Genomic DNA, 16,571 nt, shown 5'->3' on the forward strand with positions numbered 1-16,571 from the left:
TGTTCGGCACTCGCGCCTGTCGTGGGTCCGGGCCGGGGGAGTGCGGGGACTGCCCTGTCACTGCACTGCAGCGCCCGGGCACAAGGCGGACAGGACTGCTGTCTCTATACAAACACTACCAGGGGAAGGAGTTGCGCAGCAAGACCAGGCCAAACGAGATAGCACAGGCCGCCGCGAGAGCGATCCGGTCACGAGCCTGGAACCGGAGAGTGAGCAGGTGGGTGCGGCCTTTCCCCCCCACGTAGCAGCGCGCCTCCATGGCTGTAGCCAACTCCTCGGTTCGCCGCAGGGCGTCGGCGAAGAGCGGCACCAGGAGCACGGCTACCTGGCGGGAGTTGCGGATGAGGGCCAGCCGGCCTGTCTCCCACTTTGCCCCCCGGGATAGCTGGGCTTTCACCGTGTCCTCCAACTCCAGGGCAAAGAGAGGCAAGAACCTCAGGGCCAGGGTGAGCACGAGGGCCAACTCGTGTCCCGGGAAACCGATGGCGGAGAAGGGTCTGAACACACCCTCGATGCCATGAGCCAAGCTGGGCATGGGAGTGGTGTTGGTGAGCAGGGTGGTAAGGAACCAGAACTCGATCAGGCGTGATACGGAGATGATAGCCAGCCGCATCCCGGCGTTGGTCATGACGAACGGACCCCATTGCCACAGCACCGCAGGTTCGGTGGTGGGGCCGAAGCCGCCCCGGAAGAAGAGCATCTGGATGGCGGCGAAGGCGATCACGTACGGGACCAGGGGGCCGAGCCCCGAGACCACGTGCCGCGGATGGATGCGGGAGAGGACAGACAGTGACAGCACTGTCGCCAGCAGCAAGACAGCGGCGACGTAAGAAGCATTGGTGATGATTGCCAAAGATAGCGCCGCTACCGCCAGTATCTTGGTGCGCGGGTCGAGCGAGTGCACCACAGACTGTCGGGGCAGGTACTGCCCGAAGGTCAGGTGGCGCAGGTAGGCAAGATCCTGCATATCTCCCTCGCCACAGAATCGGGCTTCAGTGAGTTGGGTGACAGCTCATGGCCGGCGGCCGCCAGCAGCTCGAGTATGCGCCCTACCTCAGGTAACTCCAAAGAGTGGCGCCTGAAGAGCCCCGCGTGCCGCCAGACTTCGGGGGCCTGCACGTCTCCCTCCACCCGTCCATCGCTCAGGACCACGAGCCGGTCGGCGATGGCGGGCACGTCTTCCACTCCAGTGCTGGCCACCAGGAAGGTGGAGCCCTCCTGCCGGAGCCTCTCGATCAAGTCCAGAACCGCCCGGCGCGACTCAGGATCGAGACCGGCGGTGGGCTCGTCCAGGAGGATGAGCTCGGGCCGAGAGGCGAGGACACCGGCGAGGGCGACCTTCCGCTTCTCGCCACCGCTGAGGTTGAAGGTACGCCGGTCCTTGAACTCCTCGAAGCCTAGGCCGACGCTCTCCATGGCCCAGCGGACTCGCTCCCGGACCTCTGAGTGGGAGAGACCGGCCTGTCGGGGCCCGAAGGCCACGTCATCGCCCACGAAACGCTCGATGAGCTGGGCCTCAGAGCGCTGAAGCAGCAGCCCCACCCTCAGGCGTAGAGCGCCAAGCGCACGCGGGTTGTGCGTGTCCACCCCAAGCACCAGAGCCTGCCCAGGGCGAGCCGGGCGGTAGAGCCCGCGGCAGATCTGGAGCAGGGTGCTCTTGCCCGCTCCCGTCTCGCCCACCAGGGCCACTATCTCCCCTTCCTCCACCCGGAGCGACACCTCTCGAAGAGCGGGGGCCGCCATGGCGGTGCCCTCCAAGTACGTGTAGCTGAGATCGTGCAGCTCGATCGCGCTCACGCCGGCCTGCAGCAGAACTCGAGGACTGCCTTCGCCACCTCCTCCGGCCGGTGGAGGCCGCGAGGGAAGAAGGGTCTACGGCGATGGACTTCGCGCGCTACCTGGCTCGCCGGGGGCGCGGCGAGACCCAGCTGGGCCATGAGGTCATCGTCCTTGAGGAGATCCATTGGCGGGCCGTCGTAGGCCAGGTGGCCACGATCCAGGGCAAGCACTCTCCGGGCCTCCAGCGCTTCGGAGAGGTTGTGGGTGACAACTATCACGGACACTCCATTGAGGTGCACTTGCCGGGCTACAGCCAGCACCCGGTCTCGGGCCACAGGATCGAGCATGGAGGTAGCCTCGTCCAGGATCAGGCAGCGAGGATGCATCGCCAGGGCGCCGGCGATGGCCACGAGCTGCTTCTCGCCCTCCGAGAGGAGATGCGGGGCCCGCTCGCGTTGCTCCCACATGCCAACTGTCTCCAGTGCCTCTCTCACCCGCAGGCGAAGCTCGGGCGTGGGAATGCCCAGGTTCTCCGGACCGAAGGCAACGTCGTGCTCGACTACCGTGGCCACGATCTGGTTGTCTGGCACCTGGAACACCATGGCCACGGTGCTCCGCACTGGCAACTCGGTTCCTGGTTCCCTAGTGTCCATACCCCGGACCAGGATCCGCCCGGGGTTCGGCAGCAGAAGGCCATTCATGAGGCGACACAGAGTGGACTTGCCACAGCCATTGCGGCCGACCAGGGCCACGTACTCGCCCGGCTGCACCTGAAGGCTGATATCGGTTATGGCGGCCGTGCCATCGGGGTACCGGTAGCTGGCCCCCTCGACCTGTATCAGGGGAGCGTCGGATGGGGCGCGGTTCAATGGCTCTGCCTCTGGGGATAGGTGCACTGATTCTAGCACCCGAGAGGCACCACGCGAAACGTGAGGCAATGGGCAGAAGGCCTAGTGCCGGCCAGCGGCGACGCCAGAGCTTAGGATCGAGAGCACAAGCTCACCCAAGCTGAGGTGGCGTGGGACAGGCCCGCGCAGACCGGCATGGGTGGTCTGTTCACAGGCCGTCAGGGCAGGCTCCGCAGCCGGCCAGCAGAGCGAGGCGATGGTGTCCAAATCCCTTTTGAGGGGCAGGTTCTCCCCGGGCGCGGTCGGCACGTGGAGGCAGGGCGCGCGCGGGGGAGCCTGCCCCTCGGGCGGGGGTGCCCCGGGCGCAGAAGACACGGGGGGACGGCGCGCGTGGGCGCGCGCTCCTCGGCGAAAGGTGTGTCAGGGGCGGTGGGCACGTGGAGACAGAGCGCAGGCGTCGGCATGGCTCGACCCAAGGTGCGGCTGAAATGCAGTCGGAGCTTGCTCTCGTAGTCTGGGCGCAGCGGGGGACCCGAGCGGCGGTGCTGGCTGGAATCCGTCTCGCCGGTCGGGGGTCGGGCGCGGTCACGCGGTGACTGGCTCGGCAGCGACACGGGGCCTAGAATGGGCCCCAGGCGTAGTGTGGGAGGCTAGCTTGAGCAGTTCGGTGACGCGGATGTTGCGGCGCCTCACCTCGGGGGCCTTATCCATGTGGGGGACGGTCCGGCGCAACCATGCCCTAGAGCATGCCACTGTTCATCTCCTGGGGCGATGGAATCCATCGCTGAAGGTGGTGGGTCGCAGCACGGCTGGGGGGTTCTACCTCTATGGCCAGGTGGAAACCGCGGCCGTGGCTCGGGCCGCCAGCGAGGCTCTGGTGGAGTTGCAGCGGGACCCGGAACTGGCGGTCCACCCTCGCTGCGGCACCAACCTGGCCGTCACCGGACTCATTGCGGGCCTGGCCGCCTTTGCGGCCGACAGCACGCGCGGGCGCTCCCGGGCCATGGCCCTCCCACAGGTGCTGTTGGCGTCTCTTTGGGGGGTTCTCGCCGCCCAGCCGCTGGGCACCGCAGTACAGCGCTCCATCACCACCAACCCCGACGTGGCGGGGGCGCGGATAGGGCCCATTCGGCGGCGGGAGGGCAAGCCCGTGACTCACTTCGTCTCGGTGATCTGGGAGTAGCCTGTGCTGAGGCTATTCTACGGCGACGATCGGGTATCGCTCGACGCCGAGGTCGCCCGTCACGTCGCCAGCGGTGGCCGATCGGCGGTGGTGATGAACGTCGTCCGGTTGGACGGCAGTGTGGTGGACCTGGAGGAGTTGGCCAGCATCTGTTGCAGCCTGCCCTTCTTCGGGGGCACCCGAGTGGTGGTGGTGCGCGACCTGATGGAGCGTCTTCGCAGTGCCTCGAAGCAGGAGCGATCGGCCCTACTGGCAGCCCTGCAGCACATGCCTGCCAGCACTGAGCTACTGGTGGTCGAGCCTGACCTGCACCGGGAGCCGGAGTCGCACCCACTGCACGAGCTGGCGCAGAGACAGGGAGAGGTACGCGCCTTCAGCCTGACGACCGAGGGAGACGTGGAGGGCTGGATAGAGCGCCGAGCGGCGGCCCTGGGGGTGCGGTTGGGCCGCGACGCGGCCGCCGAGCTGCACCGCCGAGTGGGAGATAGCGCCGTCGCTCTGGAGGCGGAGCTGGAGAAGCTGGCGGCGTTCTCTCTAGACGCGGGCCCGGTCCAGGTGCAGGATGTACGTGAGTTGGTGGTGGCCAGCCCAGAAAGCAGCGTGTTCGACCTGGTGGAGGCAATAGGCCGAAGGGAGACAGGCCGGGCATTGGCCCGCCTAGAGGACCTGCTGATACGCCAGACGGAGTCGGCCTTGGCCCTGTTGGGCATGGTCTCTCGTCAGTTCCGCCTGCTGTTGATGGCCAAAGACTTGGTGGAGGCGCGGACCAGCCAGGCGGCTCTGGCTCAAGAGCTATCGGTGCCTCCATGGCTGGTCAATCGCTTCGTGGCCCAGAGCCGGCTCTTCACCATGGCCGAGCTGGAGCAGGCGCTAGAGAAGGCTCTGCGGGCCGACTACGCTCTTAAAGGAGGAACCAATGCCTCCGAGGCGGCAGTTCTGACGCAGCTGGTGGTGGAGCTGACCGGGAGCGGGGAGTAGGAACTCAGGAACTCGCCCCCGAGTGGCGGGGGCGTCTGTCTCACGGCATGGCGCAGCTTAGCCAAGCTATTCCATCTGCCCGATGCGGTTGAGTTGCCGCATGAGACGGGCTTTGCGGCGCGAGGCATTGTTGCGGTGGATTATGCCCTTCTGAGCGGCCTTGTCGAGCGCCACCACGGCCTGGCGGACGGCTTCCTGGGCGAGCTCGATGTCGCCCTCGACGAGCGCGACACGAGCCTTCTTCACGTACGTGCGGGTGGCAGACCGCACCATGCGGTTGCGCCGCCGCCGCCGTTCGTTCTGTCGGGCAGCCTTGACGGCTGACTGCGTGTTCGCCAACGGTTGCATCCTCCTCGATCTCTGGCTCAAACAAATAGTATAGGTCCGCGGCGGCCCCCTGTCCAGTTTGCGCATCCTATCATCTAAAATCCTACCGAGCGGGTATCGTTCCCTCAATTGATAATCCTACTGGGGGGAGCGATGTCTGCGAGGGAGAAGATGAGTCGGCAGTCCCGTGAGGAGTATCTCAAGGTGATGCAAGATCGCTATCGCCAGGCCAGCCGCAAGGAACGTTCCCTGCTCCTAGACGAGATGGAGCAGGTGACGGGCAGGCATCGCAAGCACCTCATCGAGCTCATGGGGCGCCCTGACCTGGGCCGCAGGGCTCGGACTAGAGAGCGAGGAGTTACCTACGGCCCCGAGGTCAAGTACGCCCTGAGCGTCATCGCCGAGAGCCTGGACTACATCTGCGCCGAGAGGCTCAAAGACAACCTGGGCTGGATGGCCGAGCACCTGGCCAGCTACGGGCATCTTCAGTTGACCGACAGCCTGGCCCAGCAGCTGGAAAGGATCAGCGTCTGCACCATCCGCCGCCTGCTGGCCGGGATGGAAAAGGACGAGTACTACCTTCCCCGCCCCAGACCCAGGCGACCCCAACCCCTCACCCAGGCCATACCCATGAAGCGGTTGGCCTGGAACGAGACCGAGCCCGGCCACCTGGAGGTGGACTTGGTCCTTCACTGTGGCTCGGACCCATCGGGTGAGTTCGCCCACAGCCTCCACCTGGTGGACGCCGCCACCGGTTGGAGCGAGATCGCCGCCATCCTGGGCCGCAGCCAACTGGTGGTGGCCGATGGCTTCCAGCGCCTGCTGACCCGCCTTCCCTTCCCCGTGGTGGAACTGCACCCGGACAATGGAGGTGAGTTCTTCAACGACCACCTCCTGCGCTTGTTTGCCCACTGGGTGCCCCAGCTACAATGGTCCCGCAGCCGGCCCTACCAGAAAAACGACAACCGCTTCGTGGAGCAGAAGAACTCCTCCCTGGTACGGGCCTACCTGGGCTACCAGCGCCTGGACACGGTGGAGCAAGTGAGGGCCATGAACCGCCTCTATGAGATGCTCAGCCTCTACTACAACCTCTTCCAGCCGGTGCTGCGCCTGCACCAAAAGGAACTAGTCCCTCTGCCGGATGGCACCTACCGCACTCGACGTCGCTACGGCCCCGCTTGCACCCCCTTCGAGCGCTTGCGCCAGCTCAAAGGCATTGCCCCGGAAAAGGAGGAGCAGCTACTGCGCCTACGCCAGGACACCGACCCCCGAATGCTGCGCTCCCAGATCCATGAACTGGCCGCCGCTATCCTGCGCCTGCCCGGCGCCGCCAAGTCCGCCAAGGCCCAAAACGTGTATCTGACCCTATACGCCAACGACACCGAGCCGCCTCTCCCAGTAGGATTATCATCTGATAGAATGACCCCCGCCCGGTAGGATTATCATTTGATTGGACACGGTTTGGGTCGCGGTGTGGCATTCAGACACGGGGCAGCCCGGCTTCGTGCTCCGACCGTGACGCCTGTGCTGGCCTTGCCTCCGGCCGGCGTAGTGTGGTATGTTGGGAGTTGATCACACGCGGGAGATGCCGGACCAATGCCGCTCGGGGCCTTTGCCTACTACTACCGAGGGTACGCGTAAGCGCGGCCGGCGCCGGCGTGTTCACTCAGAGCTAAGATCGGAACCCAAGGCGTGGCCATGACCACGCCTCTTCTCTTTTCTCGGGAGTGGACGCATATGTCGGTAGCTGTACGGGGGGTGCGGGGTGCCATCACCTGTGAGGCCAACACCGAGGAGGAGATACTCTCGGCCACGCGGGAGCTGCTCTCGACCTTGGTGGCGGCCAACGCGATCGCGCCCGAGGATGTCGCCAGCGCCTTGTTCAGCCTGACGCCCGACCTGGACGCGGCCTTTCCCGCTCGGGCAGCCCGCGACCTGGGTTGGGTGAGTGTTCCGCTAATGTGCACCAGGGAAATCCCGGTTCCTGGGGCGCTACCTCGGTGCGTGAGGGTGCTCTTGCACTGGAATACGGAGAAGGCGCAGAGCGAGATAGTGCACCTGTACTTGCGAGGAGCAGAGGCCCTTCGGCCGGACCTGGCCGAGGAGATGCAGGCCTGTTCTGGGGCCAGATCGGAGGAGTGCAGATGATAATCGTCATGCGGATGGGCGCGTCGGCGGAGGAGGTGGGGGCGGTGACGCGCCAGATCGAGGCCCTCGGGTTTCGGGCCCACCTGTCGCATGGCGAGGAGCGCACCATCATCGGGCTCATCGGCGACGAACGGAACGTCAGCCAGCAGAGCCTGGAGCTGCTGGCGGGAGTCGAGCGCGTCATACCCATCCTTCATCCCTTCAAGCTGGCCAGCCGCGACTTTCGGCCGGACAACACGGTGGTACAGGTGCGTGGGGTGATGCTCGGCGACCGCCGCGTTATCATCATGGCCGGCCCCTGCGCGGTCGAGAGCGCTCAGCAGCTGATGGAGACGGCATGGGCAGTCAAGGAGGCGGGTGCGTCTATGCTGCGAGGTGGTGCTTTCAAGCCTCGCACTTCGCCCTACGCCTTTCCTGGCCTGGGCGAGAAGGCGCTGGAGCTGCTGGCCCAAGCGCGGGAGGCCACCGGCTTGCCGGTGGTGAGCGAGGTGATGGCGCCGGAGAAGGTGGCGCTGGTGGCCCAGTATGCCGACATGGTGCAGGTGGGCACCCGTAACATGCAGAACTACAGCCTCCTGCACGCAGTGGGGGAGGCTGGCTGCCCGGTGCTCCTCAAGCGGGGCTTGATGTCCACTATGGAGGAGTTCCTCATGGCGGCAGAGTATATTCTGTCGCACGGGAACTACCAGGTGGTCCTGTGCGAGCGCGGCATTCGCACTTTCGAAACCTACACCCGCAACACTCTCGACATAAACGCCGTGCCAGTGCTCAAGGGGCTGACCCACTTGCCGGTGACGGTGGACCCGAGCCACGGCACTGGCAGGTGGGACCTGGTGGAACCGGTGTCGCGGGCGGCCGTCGCCGCCGGCGCCGACGGGCTGATGGTAGAGGTCCACCCCGAGCCTGCCCGGGCACTCTCGGACGGGGCTCAGAGCCTGAAGCCCGAGAGCTTTGCTCGTCTGGTCCGGTCTGTCCGGGCCATCGCTGAAGCAGTGGACAGGACCGTCTAGCCATGGGAGATGAGGGCGGCTTTCCCCCGCCGGGGTACGCGGTGGGCGTGGTGGGGCTGGGCCTGATGGGAGGATCGCTGGCGGCATCACTTCGGCAGGCCTGGCCTCAAGCACGCATTCTCGGAGTGTCGCGCCGAGCCGAGACCCTCGAGTGGGCAGTGGGACGGGGTTGGATAGACGACGGGGGCATGTCGCTACCTGAGGTACTCGCGGGCGTACAGCTGGCGGTACTGGCCACTCCGGTGCGCACCATCATCGAGCAAGTGAAAGAGGCAGACGGGCTTCTGCCGCCTGGGGCTGTGCTGACCGATGTGGGCAGCACCAAGCTGGAGGTTGTGGCAGCCATGAGCCGCACCGGCCGCCCGGATCAATGTGTGGGCGGGCACCCCATGTGCGGCAGGGAGAGCAGGGGCCTGGAGGCGGCCGAGCCGGACCTGTACCGGGGTGCCACCTGGGTTCTGTGCCCGAGCCGGGCCACAGCCCCGGGTACGGTGCAGGTCGTCAGCTCTCTGGCGCGCGCTGTGGGCGCCCGACCTCTGATACTGGATGCGGCCGAACACGACGCCATCGTGGCCCGCACTAGCCATCTGCCTTACCTGGCTGCGTCGGCGTTGGCGCGGGCAGTGGCGGAGGCCGTGCCCGAGGGCGACCTGCGGGCGCTAAGCGCCGGGGGCTACCGGGACACGACGCGACTGGCTGCCAGCGACGTGAGCATGATGCTCGACATCCTGCTTACCAACCGCGCCCACGTCCTGGCCGGGCTGCAGGCGCTCCAGCAGCAGCTGGGCAAGATAGAGCAGGCGTTGGCGAGTGGGGACGAACCCGGGCTGGCCGTCCTCCTGGAGGGGGCGCGGCAGTCGAGGAGGGTGCCATGAACCGGGAGGTGCAGCCCGCGCGCCGCCTGATGGGCGAGGTGCGGGTCCCAGGCGACAAGTCCATCACCCATCGCGCCCTGCTTCTGGGAGCAGTGGCGGAGGGCGATACACTGGTGCGTGGCTACCTCGAGAGTGGGGACTGCCGGGCCTCGGTGGATGCGGTCCGCGCCTTGGGGGCCCCGGTGGAGGACGCCGGGCCCGGCACTCTCCGAGTTCGGGGTCTGGGTCCGGCGGGACTGCGCGAGCCCGGGGACGTGGTCAACTGCCGGGGCTCGGGGACCACCATGCGGCTGCTGGCGGGGCTGGTGGCCGGCTTTGACCTGACTTGCGTGCTTACTGGCAACGACTCCTTGCGGCGGCGCCCTATGGGCCGAATCGTGGAGCCGCTGCGGCAGATGGGCGCTGTCGTCCTGGGCCGAGACGGCGATCGGTTCCCGCCCATCACCGTGCGGGGCGGCGCCCTTCGGGGCATAGACTACGCCCTGCCCGTGGCCAGCGCCCAGGTCAAGTCGTGCCTGCTGCTGGCCGGTCTCCGGGGCCAGCAGCCCACCACCGTTCGGGAGCCTGGACCTACTCGGGATCACACTGAGCGGATGCTACGGGCCATGGGCGCTCGAGTGAGGGCGGAAGGAGCGGCCATTACCGTCGAGCCTGCAGCGCGACTTGCGCCCCTGGAGCTGGTGGTTCCGGGCGACCTGTCCTCGGCTGCCTTCCTGGTGGCGGCCGCGACGCTAGTGCCCGGATCGGGCGTTTTGATCGAGGGTGTGGGGGTAAATCCCACCCGCACCGGCTTTCTGGACATCGCCCGCGCCATGGGGGCCAATGTGCGGTTGGAGGGCGAGCGCCTGGAGGGGGGCGAGCCAGTGGCGGACCTGGTGGTACGCTCGGCGTCCCTGCGCCCCACCAAGGTGGCGGGGGAACTGGTGCCCCGAGCTATAGACGAGCTGCCTCTGGTGGCCGTCCTCGCTACCCAGGCTGACGGTGTCACCGAGGTGCGGGAGGCATCGGAGCTGCGGGTGAAGGAAAGCGACCGGGTGGCCACTCTGGTGAGTGAGCTGCGGGCGCTGGGCGCCCGCATCGAGGAGTTGCCGGACGGGTACGTGGTGGAAGGGCCGACGCCTCTGCGGGCCACCACGGTCTCCAGCCACGGGGACCATCGCCTGGCCATGGCCCTGGCGGTGGCGGCGCTGGTGGCCGATGGCCCGGTTACCATCGAGGGCGCCGAGTGCGCCGATGACTCCTTTCCCGGGTTCTTCGAGGTTCTCGATAGGATGCGGGCGTGAGCGGGTTGCGGTTCCTGACGGCAGGTGAGTCGCACGGCCCGGCTCTGGTTGCCATCGTGGAGGGTACCCCAGCAGGGCTGCGGCTGAGTCAGGAAGACATCCGGCGGGACCTGCGCCGGCGCCAGGTGGGCTACGGCCGCGGTGGCCGGATGGCCATCGAGAGCGATGAGGGGGAGATCCTTGCCGGTGTCATCAATGGGGTCACATCGGGTGCGCCCATCGCCATCCTGGTGCGCAACCGCGACTGGGCCAACTGGCGCGATCGTCCCTGGCCTCGCCTGTCTATCCCCCGCCCGGGTCACGCCGACCTGCCGGGGGTGCTGAAGTACGAGTTGGATGACTGCCGACCGGTGTTGGAGCGGGCCAGCGCCCGGGAGACGGCAGCCCGGGTGGCTGCCGGGGCGGTGGCTCGGCGGGTACTGCAGGACTGCGGAGTCGCGGTAGGCTCTTACGTGGAGGGTATAGGCGAAGCCGCTCTCCCGCCCCTGGAGCCGCACTGGGAGCTTGTGCAGCAGGCGGACGAGAGCGACGTGCGCTGTCCTGACCCAGAGACGGCCGACGCCATGCGTCGAGAGATAGATCGGGCTCGGGCCGACGGGGACTCGCTGGGAGGGGTGCTGGTGGTGCTGGCGACTGGCCTGCCGCCGGGGCTGGGCTCGCACGTGCAATGGGACCGACGCCTAGACGGGCGGCTGGCCCAGGCGGCCATGAGCGTTCAAGCGATCAAGGGAGTGGAGATCGGACCCGCCTTCGCCAATGCCACGCAGCGCGGCACGCGGGTCCACGACGGCATAGTACCGTCGTCCGAGGGGCCGGTCACGGTGGGGGAGGCAGGCCGGCTGCGCGCGTCCAACCGGTGCGGCGGCCTAGAAGGCGGCATGACCACGGGGCAATTGCTGGTGCTGCGGGCAGCCATGAAGCCCATCCCTACCACTCTCGCTCCCCAGCCATCTCTGGACCTGGACAGCGGGCAGGCGACGGAAACCCGCTACGAGCGCTCAGACGTGTGCGCGGTGCCCGCGGCCGCAGTGGTGGTGGAAGCGATGGCTTGTCTGGTTCTCGCTGACGCCCTGCTGGACAAGTTCGGCGGCGACTCGATGGCATCTCTCCAGGCAGCCTTGTCACGGTACCTGGAACGACCGCTGGTCGGGCCCGGAGCAGCGAGGGGGGACGGTTGAGCCGAGACTTGGCGCGTAACCTAGTGCTCACCGGGTTCATGGGGAGTGGCAAGACAGAGGTGGGCCGAGCGGTGGCCGAGCATCTCGGCCGGCGCTTTGTGGACATGGACGAAGTACTAGCGCGGCGGCTGGGCATGAGCGTGCCCGACATCTTCCGGCGACTGGGAGAGCCCTTCTTCCGGGCTGAGGAGAGTCGGCTGGCTCGGGAACTGGCGGACGAGCGCGAGTTGGTGATCGCCACAGGAGGCGGCACCCTGGTGGATCGCGGCAACCGGGAGGCGCTGGGGGCCACGGGCTTGCTGGTGCGGCTGACGGCGTCGCCGGAAGCGTTATGGGAGCGGGTCTCGGGCACTCGGGGGCGGCCCATGCTGGAAGCGGGCGATCGCCGGGGGCGCATGGAGGAGCTCCTCCAGCAGCGCGAGCCGGCCTACCGAGAGATACCGCATCAGGTGGACACCACCGGACTGGCGGTGGAGCAGGTCGTGGCTCGAGTGGTGGACATCGCTGCCAACGCCGAGCACACCGGCGAGCGCGCCCTGGGGGTGCACTACCCCGGTGGCTTCTACCCCGTGTTCGTCACCCGCGGGGGACTCAAGGCCGCCGGCCTGTACCTGCGGTCGCGGGGCCTGGTCGGGCGGGTGGCCGTGATTGGCGACGATACGGTCGTCGACTTGTGGGGCGAGACCCTGGTGCGCGGCCTAGCGGAGCGAGGCCTGGACGCCACTGTGCTGAGGTTCCCCGCCGGCGAACGCAGCAAGACGCTGGCGACGGTGGAGAGCCTGGTGACCGACATGGTGGAGGCGGGCCTCGGGCGCGACTGCATCGTGATTGCCCTGGGTGGCGGGGTAGTGGGGGACACGGCCGGGCTGGTCGCGGCCCTCTACATGCGTGGCGTGCCTCTGGTGCAGGTACCCACCACGCTTCTGGCGGCCTTCGACTCGAGCGTGGGAGGCAAGGTGGCCGTGGACCTACCCGCGGGCAAGAACCTGGTGGGCGCGTTCAAGCAGCCGGATTTGGTGCTGGTGGACGCGGAGTGTATGGAGACCCTGCCGAACGAGGAGAGACGGGCCGGCCTGGCGGAGGCGGTCAAGCATGGTGTCATCGCCGATCCGGAGCTGTTCCGGAGACTGGAAACGGGCCAGTATGACCTGTTGGAGGTGATCGAGCGTTCCATCCGGGTCAAGGTCGGCGTGGTGGAGGAGGACCCCTACGAGCAGGGCCGCAGGGCCGTGCTCAACCTGGGGCATACCTTTGGACACGCCTACGAGAAGCTGAGCGACTTCCGGCTAAGACACGGCGAGGCAGTTGCCATCGGCATGGTGCTGGCGGCTCGACTGGCCCGGCACCGGGGGCTTACGGCGCCGGACCTGGAGGAACGGCTGGTGGCCTGCTTGCAGACGACGGGGTTGCCGGTGAAACCGCCTCCCTATGTGCCTGACGCGGTCCTGGGCGCCATGCAGGCGGACAAGAAGCGCCGCGCAGGCCGCCTTCGATTCGTCTTGCCCCTGGCCTTGGGCGACGTCCGGGTCTACGACGACGTGACCGAAGAGGAGTTGCGCGCCGTCCTGCCCGCGGGCGACTCCTGAATGGCGGCCTCCCCGCGCGGACCTGCTCATCGGTCGCGTCGTGGGGGCGTGCTTGCCCTGCACGTGGGCGTGCTTGCCAGCTATGCCGGGCTCGCGCTGATCCTCACCCTCCCCCTCGCCCTGCGTTTCACCACCCACGTTCCCGGCGATGGGATAGACGACCCGGCTTTGACCTGGAACCTTTGGTGGGTATGGGACTCGGCACTGCACGGGCGCGACCTCTTTCACTGCGATTACATGTTCCATCCCATCAGGATCAACCTGGCCTTCTACACTCTCACTGTTCTCAATGGCTTCCTCTCCGGCCCTCTGCAGGCGATCTTCGGGCTGGTTCCCGCCAGCAACCTCATCCTGCTGTCGTCCTATGTCCTGGGGGGGTACGGAGCCTTCCTGCTGACGTTGCGGCTGCTGGGTCCAGTGGATCGGCGGTGGGCTGTATCCGCCGCCTGGTTCGCTGGGCTGGCCTATGCCTTCGCTGCCCCCAAGCTGTTCTACGCGGCCTTGGGCCAGTTCAACATCGCCTCCTCTCAGTGGGTGCCCTTCGCCGTGCTCAGCCTGTGGGAGGCCATCCGGGGCCGGTGGCGACAGGCCGGTTTGGCGGGGCTGTTCCTGGGAATGCAGGCCTGGGCGGAGATGACCTACGCCTCCTTCCTGCTGGTGTTCCTGGGGTTGCTCGTGGCCTGGCGGGTGGCCGAGACCCTCGCGGGGCGCAACACCTGGTCTGCCTTCCTGAGGCGCACCCTGCTTCCCGTAGCCCTCGCCGGGGGCCTATTCGTGGCCATCATCGCCCCGATACTGGGAAGCATGGCTCTGGATCTCGCCGTCGAGGGGGACTTCACCGTGGTGGGCGGCGGCTTTGCCGACGTGTTCTCCGCGGACGTGGCTGGGCTGATCGCCCCTACCATGCTGCACCCTGGCCTTGGGAGTCTGGTGAGCGAGTGGATGGAGGTCCGCCACTTCGACAAGGGCCAGCACCTCTACTACGGGCTCTCGCTCTGGGTGTTGGCAGCGGTGGCGCTGGCTGGCACCAGGAACGGCCGTCCCGCCTTCTGGGGCACGGCGGCGGTGGTGTTCCTGTTGCTGGCCTTCGGTCCGGTGCTGCAGGTGAACGGCTCCGAATTTCACCTGCCTATGCCCTTCAGCGTCCTGCAGGAGCTGCCCCTGTTCAAGGCCAACCGCTACCCCAGCCGCTTCGGGGTGATGCTGGGCCTGTCGCTGGCTGTTCTCGGGGGTATGGGCGTGGCCCACCTGATGCGGCGGTTACCTCGCCGGCAGTGGTGGCTGCTGGGCGGGCTGACGCTGCTGTTTCTGGGAGAGAACCTGTCGGCGCCGCTGCCTTTGTCCGACATGAGAGTGCCTTCGCTGTACAGGTTGATCCGAGAGGAGCCGGGCGATTTCGCCGTGCTCGAGTTGCCGCTGGGATGGCGGAACGGCTTCCGAGTGACCGGGGCGCAGCACGTCGGCATCATGTTCAGCCAGTTCTACCAGACGGCGCACGGCAAGAGGCTGCTGGGCGGCAACACCTCCCGCAATCCGGAGCTCAAGTTCCAGTACTTCGCCGAGATGCCCGTGCTCGAGTCCCTGGTGGCCCTGCAGACAGGGCGGGGCCTGCCGACGGACGCGTGGGAGCACGACCGTGCCCTGGCCGGAAGGGTGCTGGCGGCGCTGGGCGTCCGCTACGTGGTGACCCACACGCCCCCCGTGGACGGGCCTTTGCGGCAATACGTTGAGGAAGTGCTGCCCACCCGATTGGTGGCGGAGCAGGAGGGGATGCGCGTCTACGCGGTCCAGTCCGACAGTGGCCTGGGGCCGCTGGACCTGCGGGTTGCCCTGGCGGAGGGCTGGGGAAGCAGGAGGGCGCCGGCCCCGGCGGTGCGGTCTCGGGCTCGGCTGCTGGTGCCCGGGGGCGACGTGCGCCACCTGACGCTCGAGGTGAGAGGCTTGGGCACGGGCGATGCGGTGGCGGTGGAGGCCGGCGGACGCCTGGTGGGGGAGTGCCAGCTCACGGATGAGTGGTCGAAGTGCCAGGTATCCCTGCCCCCCGAATCTGCCCCTGTGCAGCAGGTCTTGTTGCTGGGAGCCCGGCGGCGAGACCCCCGATCGCTGCCAGCTGTTCGCGCCATCGGGAACACTGGCGTGCAGGCGCCGGTGGACCTGTACGTGCGGAGCGCAGGGGAGGAGTTCGGCGACTTCGGCCGGGTGTACGTTGGTGGGCGAGAGGCAAGCCCGAATGGCCGGGGCTACAATCTGGTGGCTCTCGATGCCGTCTCAGGTGAGATCATCTCGAGACGGTCGTTCGACACCCATGCCGACCCCCAGGCATCGTCGGAGATGTCCGCCTACCTGGAATCGCTTCCGTGGGGCACCATCGTGGCCGGCGCCGTCGCCGATGAGGCGTCGCTCAACCTGAGCCAGGAGGCAGTAGGGGCTCTGGGGCGGCTGGGCCTGGAAGCCGACCTGCGGGGGTGCTTCCGCTGCGCCCATGCTTTCGTGGGCGTGGTCGGTGCCGAGACGGGAACGGCTGAGGAATCCTGGGGTGACATCGGGGTGCAGGAGGTGATAGTGGGACGCGGCGTCAGCGAGCCGGCTGTCTACTTCGAGCTGCGCTCCCTGGCGGTAGACCCGGGAGGTCAATCGTCCGGGGCGCGCAGGCGATAGCCGATGCCCCACTCGGTTATGATGAGCTTGGGGTTGGTGGGATCGTCTTCGAGCTTCTCTCGCAGGTACCGCACGTAGAGCCGAAGGTACTGGAGCTGGTCGGCGTAGTCGGAACCCCAGATCTCGGTCAGCAGATACCGATGTGGGAGGACGCGCCCGGCGGCTCGCACCAGGGTAGAGAGCAGCCGGAACTCAGTGGGCGTGAGCCCTACCTCCTGGCCGTTCTTGCTTACCCGGTGCCGCTTGAGGTCCACCACCACGTTGCCGAAGGTGAGCGGCCTGGCGACCGCCGATTGGCGGAAGCCCGTGCGGCGCATAAGGGCGTACACCCGTGCTATCAGCTCGGTGGCTCCGAACGGTTTGACCAGGTAGTCGTCGGCACCCAGCTCGAGGGCGCGCACGATGTCGGCCTCTCGTCCGCGGGCGCTGATAACTATGATGGGCACCTCGCTCACGTCCCTCAGCCGACGACAGAGCTCCCATCCGTCCATGCGGGGCATCATGATATCGAGCAGGATGATATCCGGCTTGCGGTCGAAGGCCTTCCGCAGGCCGTCCAGCCCGTCATGGGCCAGGTCAACGTCGAAGCCCTCCTGGCGCAGCATCAGCTCGATCACCCCCGCGAACTGAGGCTCGTCGTCTACCACCAGGATGCAGCCTTTGCCTTCCATACCCCGCGCACCCTCCGCAGACTGCCGGGCGCAGTATAGCAGCATTG

15 protein-coding genes are annotated in these 16,571 nt (G+C 67.3%); 10 read left to right on the forward strand and 5 right to left on the reverse strand.

From position 1 onward, the window contains the following. Window positions 1-115 precede the first annotated feature (115 nt). Genes HPY83_04170 through HPY83_04180 form a run of 3 tightly spaced genes read right to left on the reverse strand, consistent with a single transcriptional unit; the run spans window position 116 to window position 2,648 of the window. On the reverse strand, window positions 116-967 hold the full coding sequence (locus HPY83_04170) for an energy-coupling factor transporter transmembrane protein EcfT (GenBank protein ID NPV07145.1): 852 nt from the start codon (window positions 965-967) through the stop codon (window positions 116-118). Then, window positions 937-1,797, reverse strand: a complete 861-nt coding sequence (locus HPY83_04175) for an ATP-binding cassette domain-containing protein (protein ID NPV07146.1) — start codon at window positions 1,795-1,797, stop codon at window positions 937-939. Before HPY83_04175 ends, HPY83_04170 begins: the two co-directional genes overlap by 31 nt. Further along, window positions 1,794-2,648 (reverse strand): ATP-binding cassette domain-containing protein, encoded by an 855-nt coding sequence (locus tag HPY83_04180; protein NPV07147.1) that lies wholly within the window; start codon window positions 2,646-2,648, stop codon window positions 1,794-1,796. Before HPY83_04180 ends, HPY83_04175 begins: the two co-directional genes overlap by 4 nt. A 634-nt stretch (window positions 2,649-3,282) precedes the next feature. On the opposite strand from HPY83_04180, the gene HPY83_04185 reads away from it, so the two are divergent. Together HPY83_04185 and holA are read left to right on the forward strand one after the other, a co-directional pair. Continuing rightward, window positions 3,283-3,810 (forward strand): hypothetical protein, encoded by a 528-nt coding sequence (locus tag HPY83_04185; GenBank protein ID NPV07148.1) that lies wholly within the window; start codon window positions 3,283-3,285, stop codon window positions 3,808-3,810. A 3-nt stretch (window positions 3,811-3,813) separates the two neighbouring features. Continuing rightward, window positions 3,814-4,788, forward strand: coding sequence for a DNA polymerase III subunit delta (holA, locus tag HPY83_04190; GenBank protein ID NPV07149.1), 975 nt, complete (start codon window positions 3,814-3,816; stop codon window positions 4,786-4,788). 66 nt (window positions 4,789-4,854) lie between these two features. Here holA and HPY83_04195 read toward each other — a convergent pair whose 3' ends face one another. Beyond that, window positions 4,855-5,127 carry a 30S ribosomal protein S20 gene (locus HPY83_04195; protein NPV07150.1) on the reverse strand — a complete coding sequence of 91 codons (273 nt, stop codon included), beginning with the start codon at window positions 5,125-5,127 and terminating at the stop codon, window positions 4,855-4,857. A gap of 159 nt (window positions 5,128-5,286) precedes the next feature. Between HPY83_04195 and HPY83_04200 the strand changes: the two genes are divergently transcribed. The 8 genes from HPY83_04200 (at window position 5,287) to HPY83_04235 (ending at window position 15,853) form a co-directional block, all read left to right on the forward strand. Continuing rightward, window positions 5,287-6,552 carry a transposase family protein gene (locus HPY83_04200; GenBank protein ID NPV07151.1) on the forward strand — a complete coding sequence of 422 codons (1,266 nt, stop codon included), beginning with the start codon at window positions 5,287-5,289 and terminating at the stop codon, window positions 6,550-6,552. A 300-nt stretch (window positions 6,553-6,852) separates the two neighbouring features. Continuing rightward, a complete protein-coding gene (aroH, locus tag HPY83_04205; protein ID NPV07152.1) occupies window positions 6,853-7,263 on the forward strand; it encodes a chorismate mutase in 411 nt (136 codons plus the stop codon). Next, entirely contained in the window at window positions 7,260-8,273 is a 1,014-nt protein-coding gene (gene aroF / locus HPY83_04210; GenBank protein ID NPV07153.1) for a 3-deoxy-7-phosphoheptulonate synthase, read from the forward strand. Before aroH ends, aroF begins: the two co-directional genes overlap by 4 nt. Window positions 8,274-8,275: 2 nt before the next feature. Continuing rightward, window positions 8,276-9,148 carry a prephenate dehydrogenase/arogenate dehydrogenase family protein gene (locus HPY83_04215; protein NPV07154.1) on the forward strand — a complete coding sequence of 291 codons (873 nt, stop codon included), beginning with the start codon at window positions 8,276-8,278 and terminating at the stop codon, window positions 9,146-9,148. Further along, window positions 9,145-10,431 (forward strand): 3-phosphoshikimate 1-carboxyvinyltransferase, encoded by a 1,287-nt coding sequence (aroA, locus tag HPY83_04220; protein NPV07155.1) that lies wholly within the window; start codon window positions 9,145-9,147, stop codon window positions 10,429-10,431. The genes HPY83_04215 and aroA overlap by 4 nt, the downstream gene beginning before the upstream one ends. A 5-nt stretch (window positions 10,432-10,436) precedes the next feature. Then, entirely contained in the window at window positions 10,437-11,609 is a 1,173-nt protein-coding gene (gene aroC, locus HPY83_04225) for a chorismate synthase (GenBank protein NPV07156.1), read from the forward strand. Then, entirely contained in the window at window positions 11,606-13,195 is a 1,590-nt protein-coding gene (gene aroB / locus HPY83_04230) for a 3-dehydroquinate synthase (GenBank protein NPV07157.1), read from the forward strand. Before aroC ends, aroB begins: the two co-directional genes overlap by 4 nt. Before the next feature lie 48 nt (window positions 13,196-13,243). Next, window positions 13,244-15,853 (forward strand): hypothetical protein, encoded by a 2,610-nt coding sequence (locus tag HPY83_04235; GenBank protein NPV07158.1) that lies wholly within the window; start codon window positions 13,244-13,246, stop codon window positions 15,851-15,853. On the opposite strand, the gene HPY83_04240 is transcribed toward HPY83_04235, so the two are convergent. Continuing rightward, complete coding sequence (locus HPY83_04240; GenBank protein NPV07159.1) at window positions 15,826-16,524, reverse strand: response regulator transcription factor; 699 nt, start codon at window positions 16,522-16,524, stop codon at window positions 15,826-15,828. The two genes, HPY83_04235 and HPY83_04240, sit on opposite strands and share 28 nt — an antisense overlap. Between the last annotated feature and the right edge of the window lie 47 nt (window positions 16,525-16,571).

It is taken from the genome of Anaerolineae bacterium (assembly GCA_013178015.1).
In the GTDB taxonomy this organism is placed as follows: domain Bacteria; phylum Chloroflexota; class Anaerolineae; order DRVO01; family DRVO01; genus Ch71.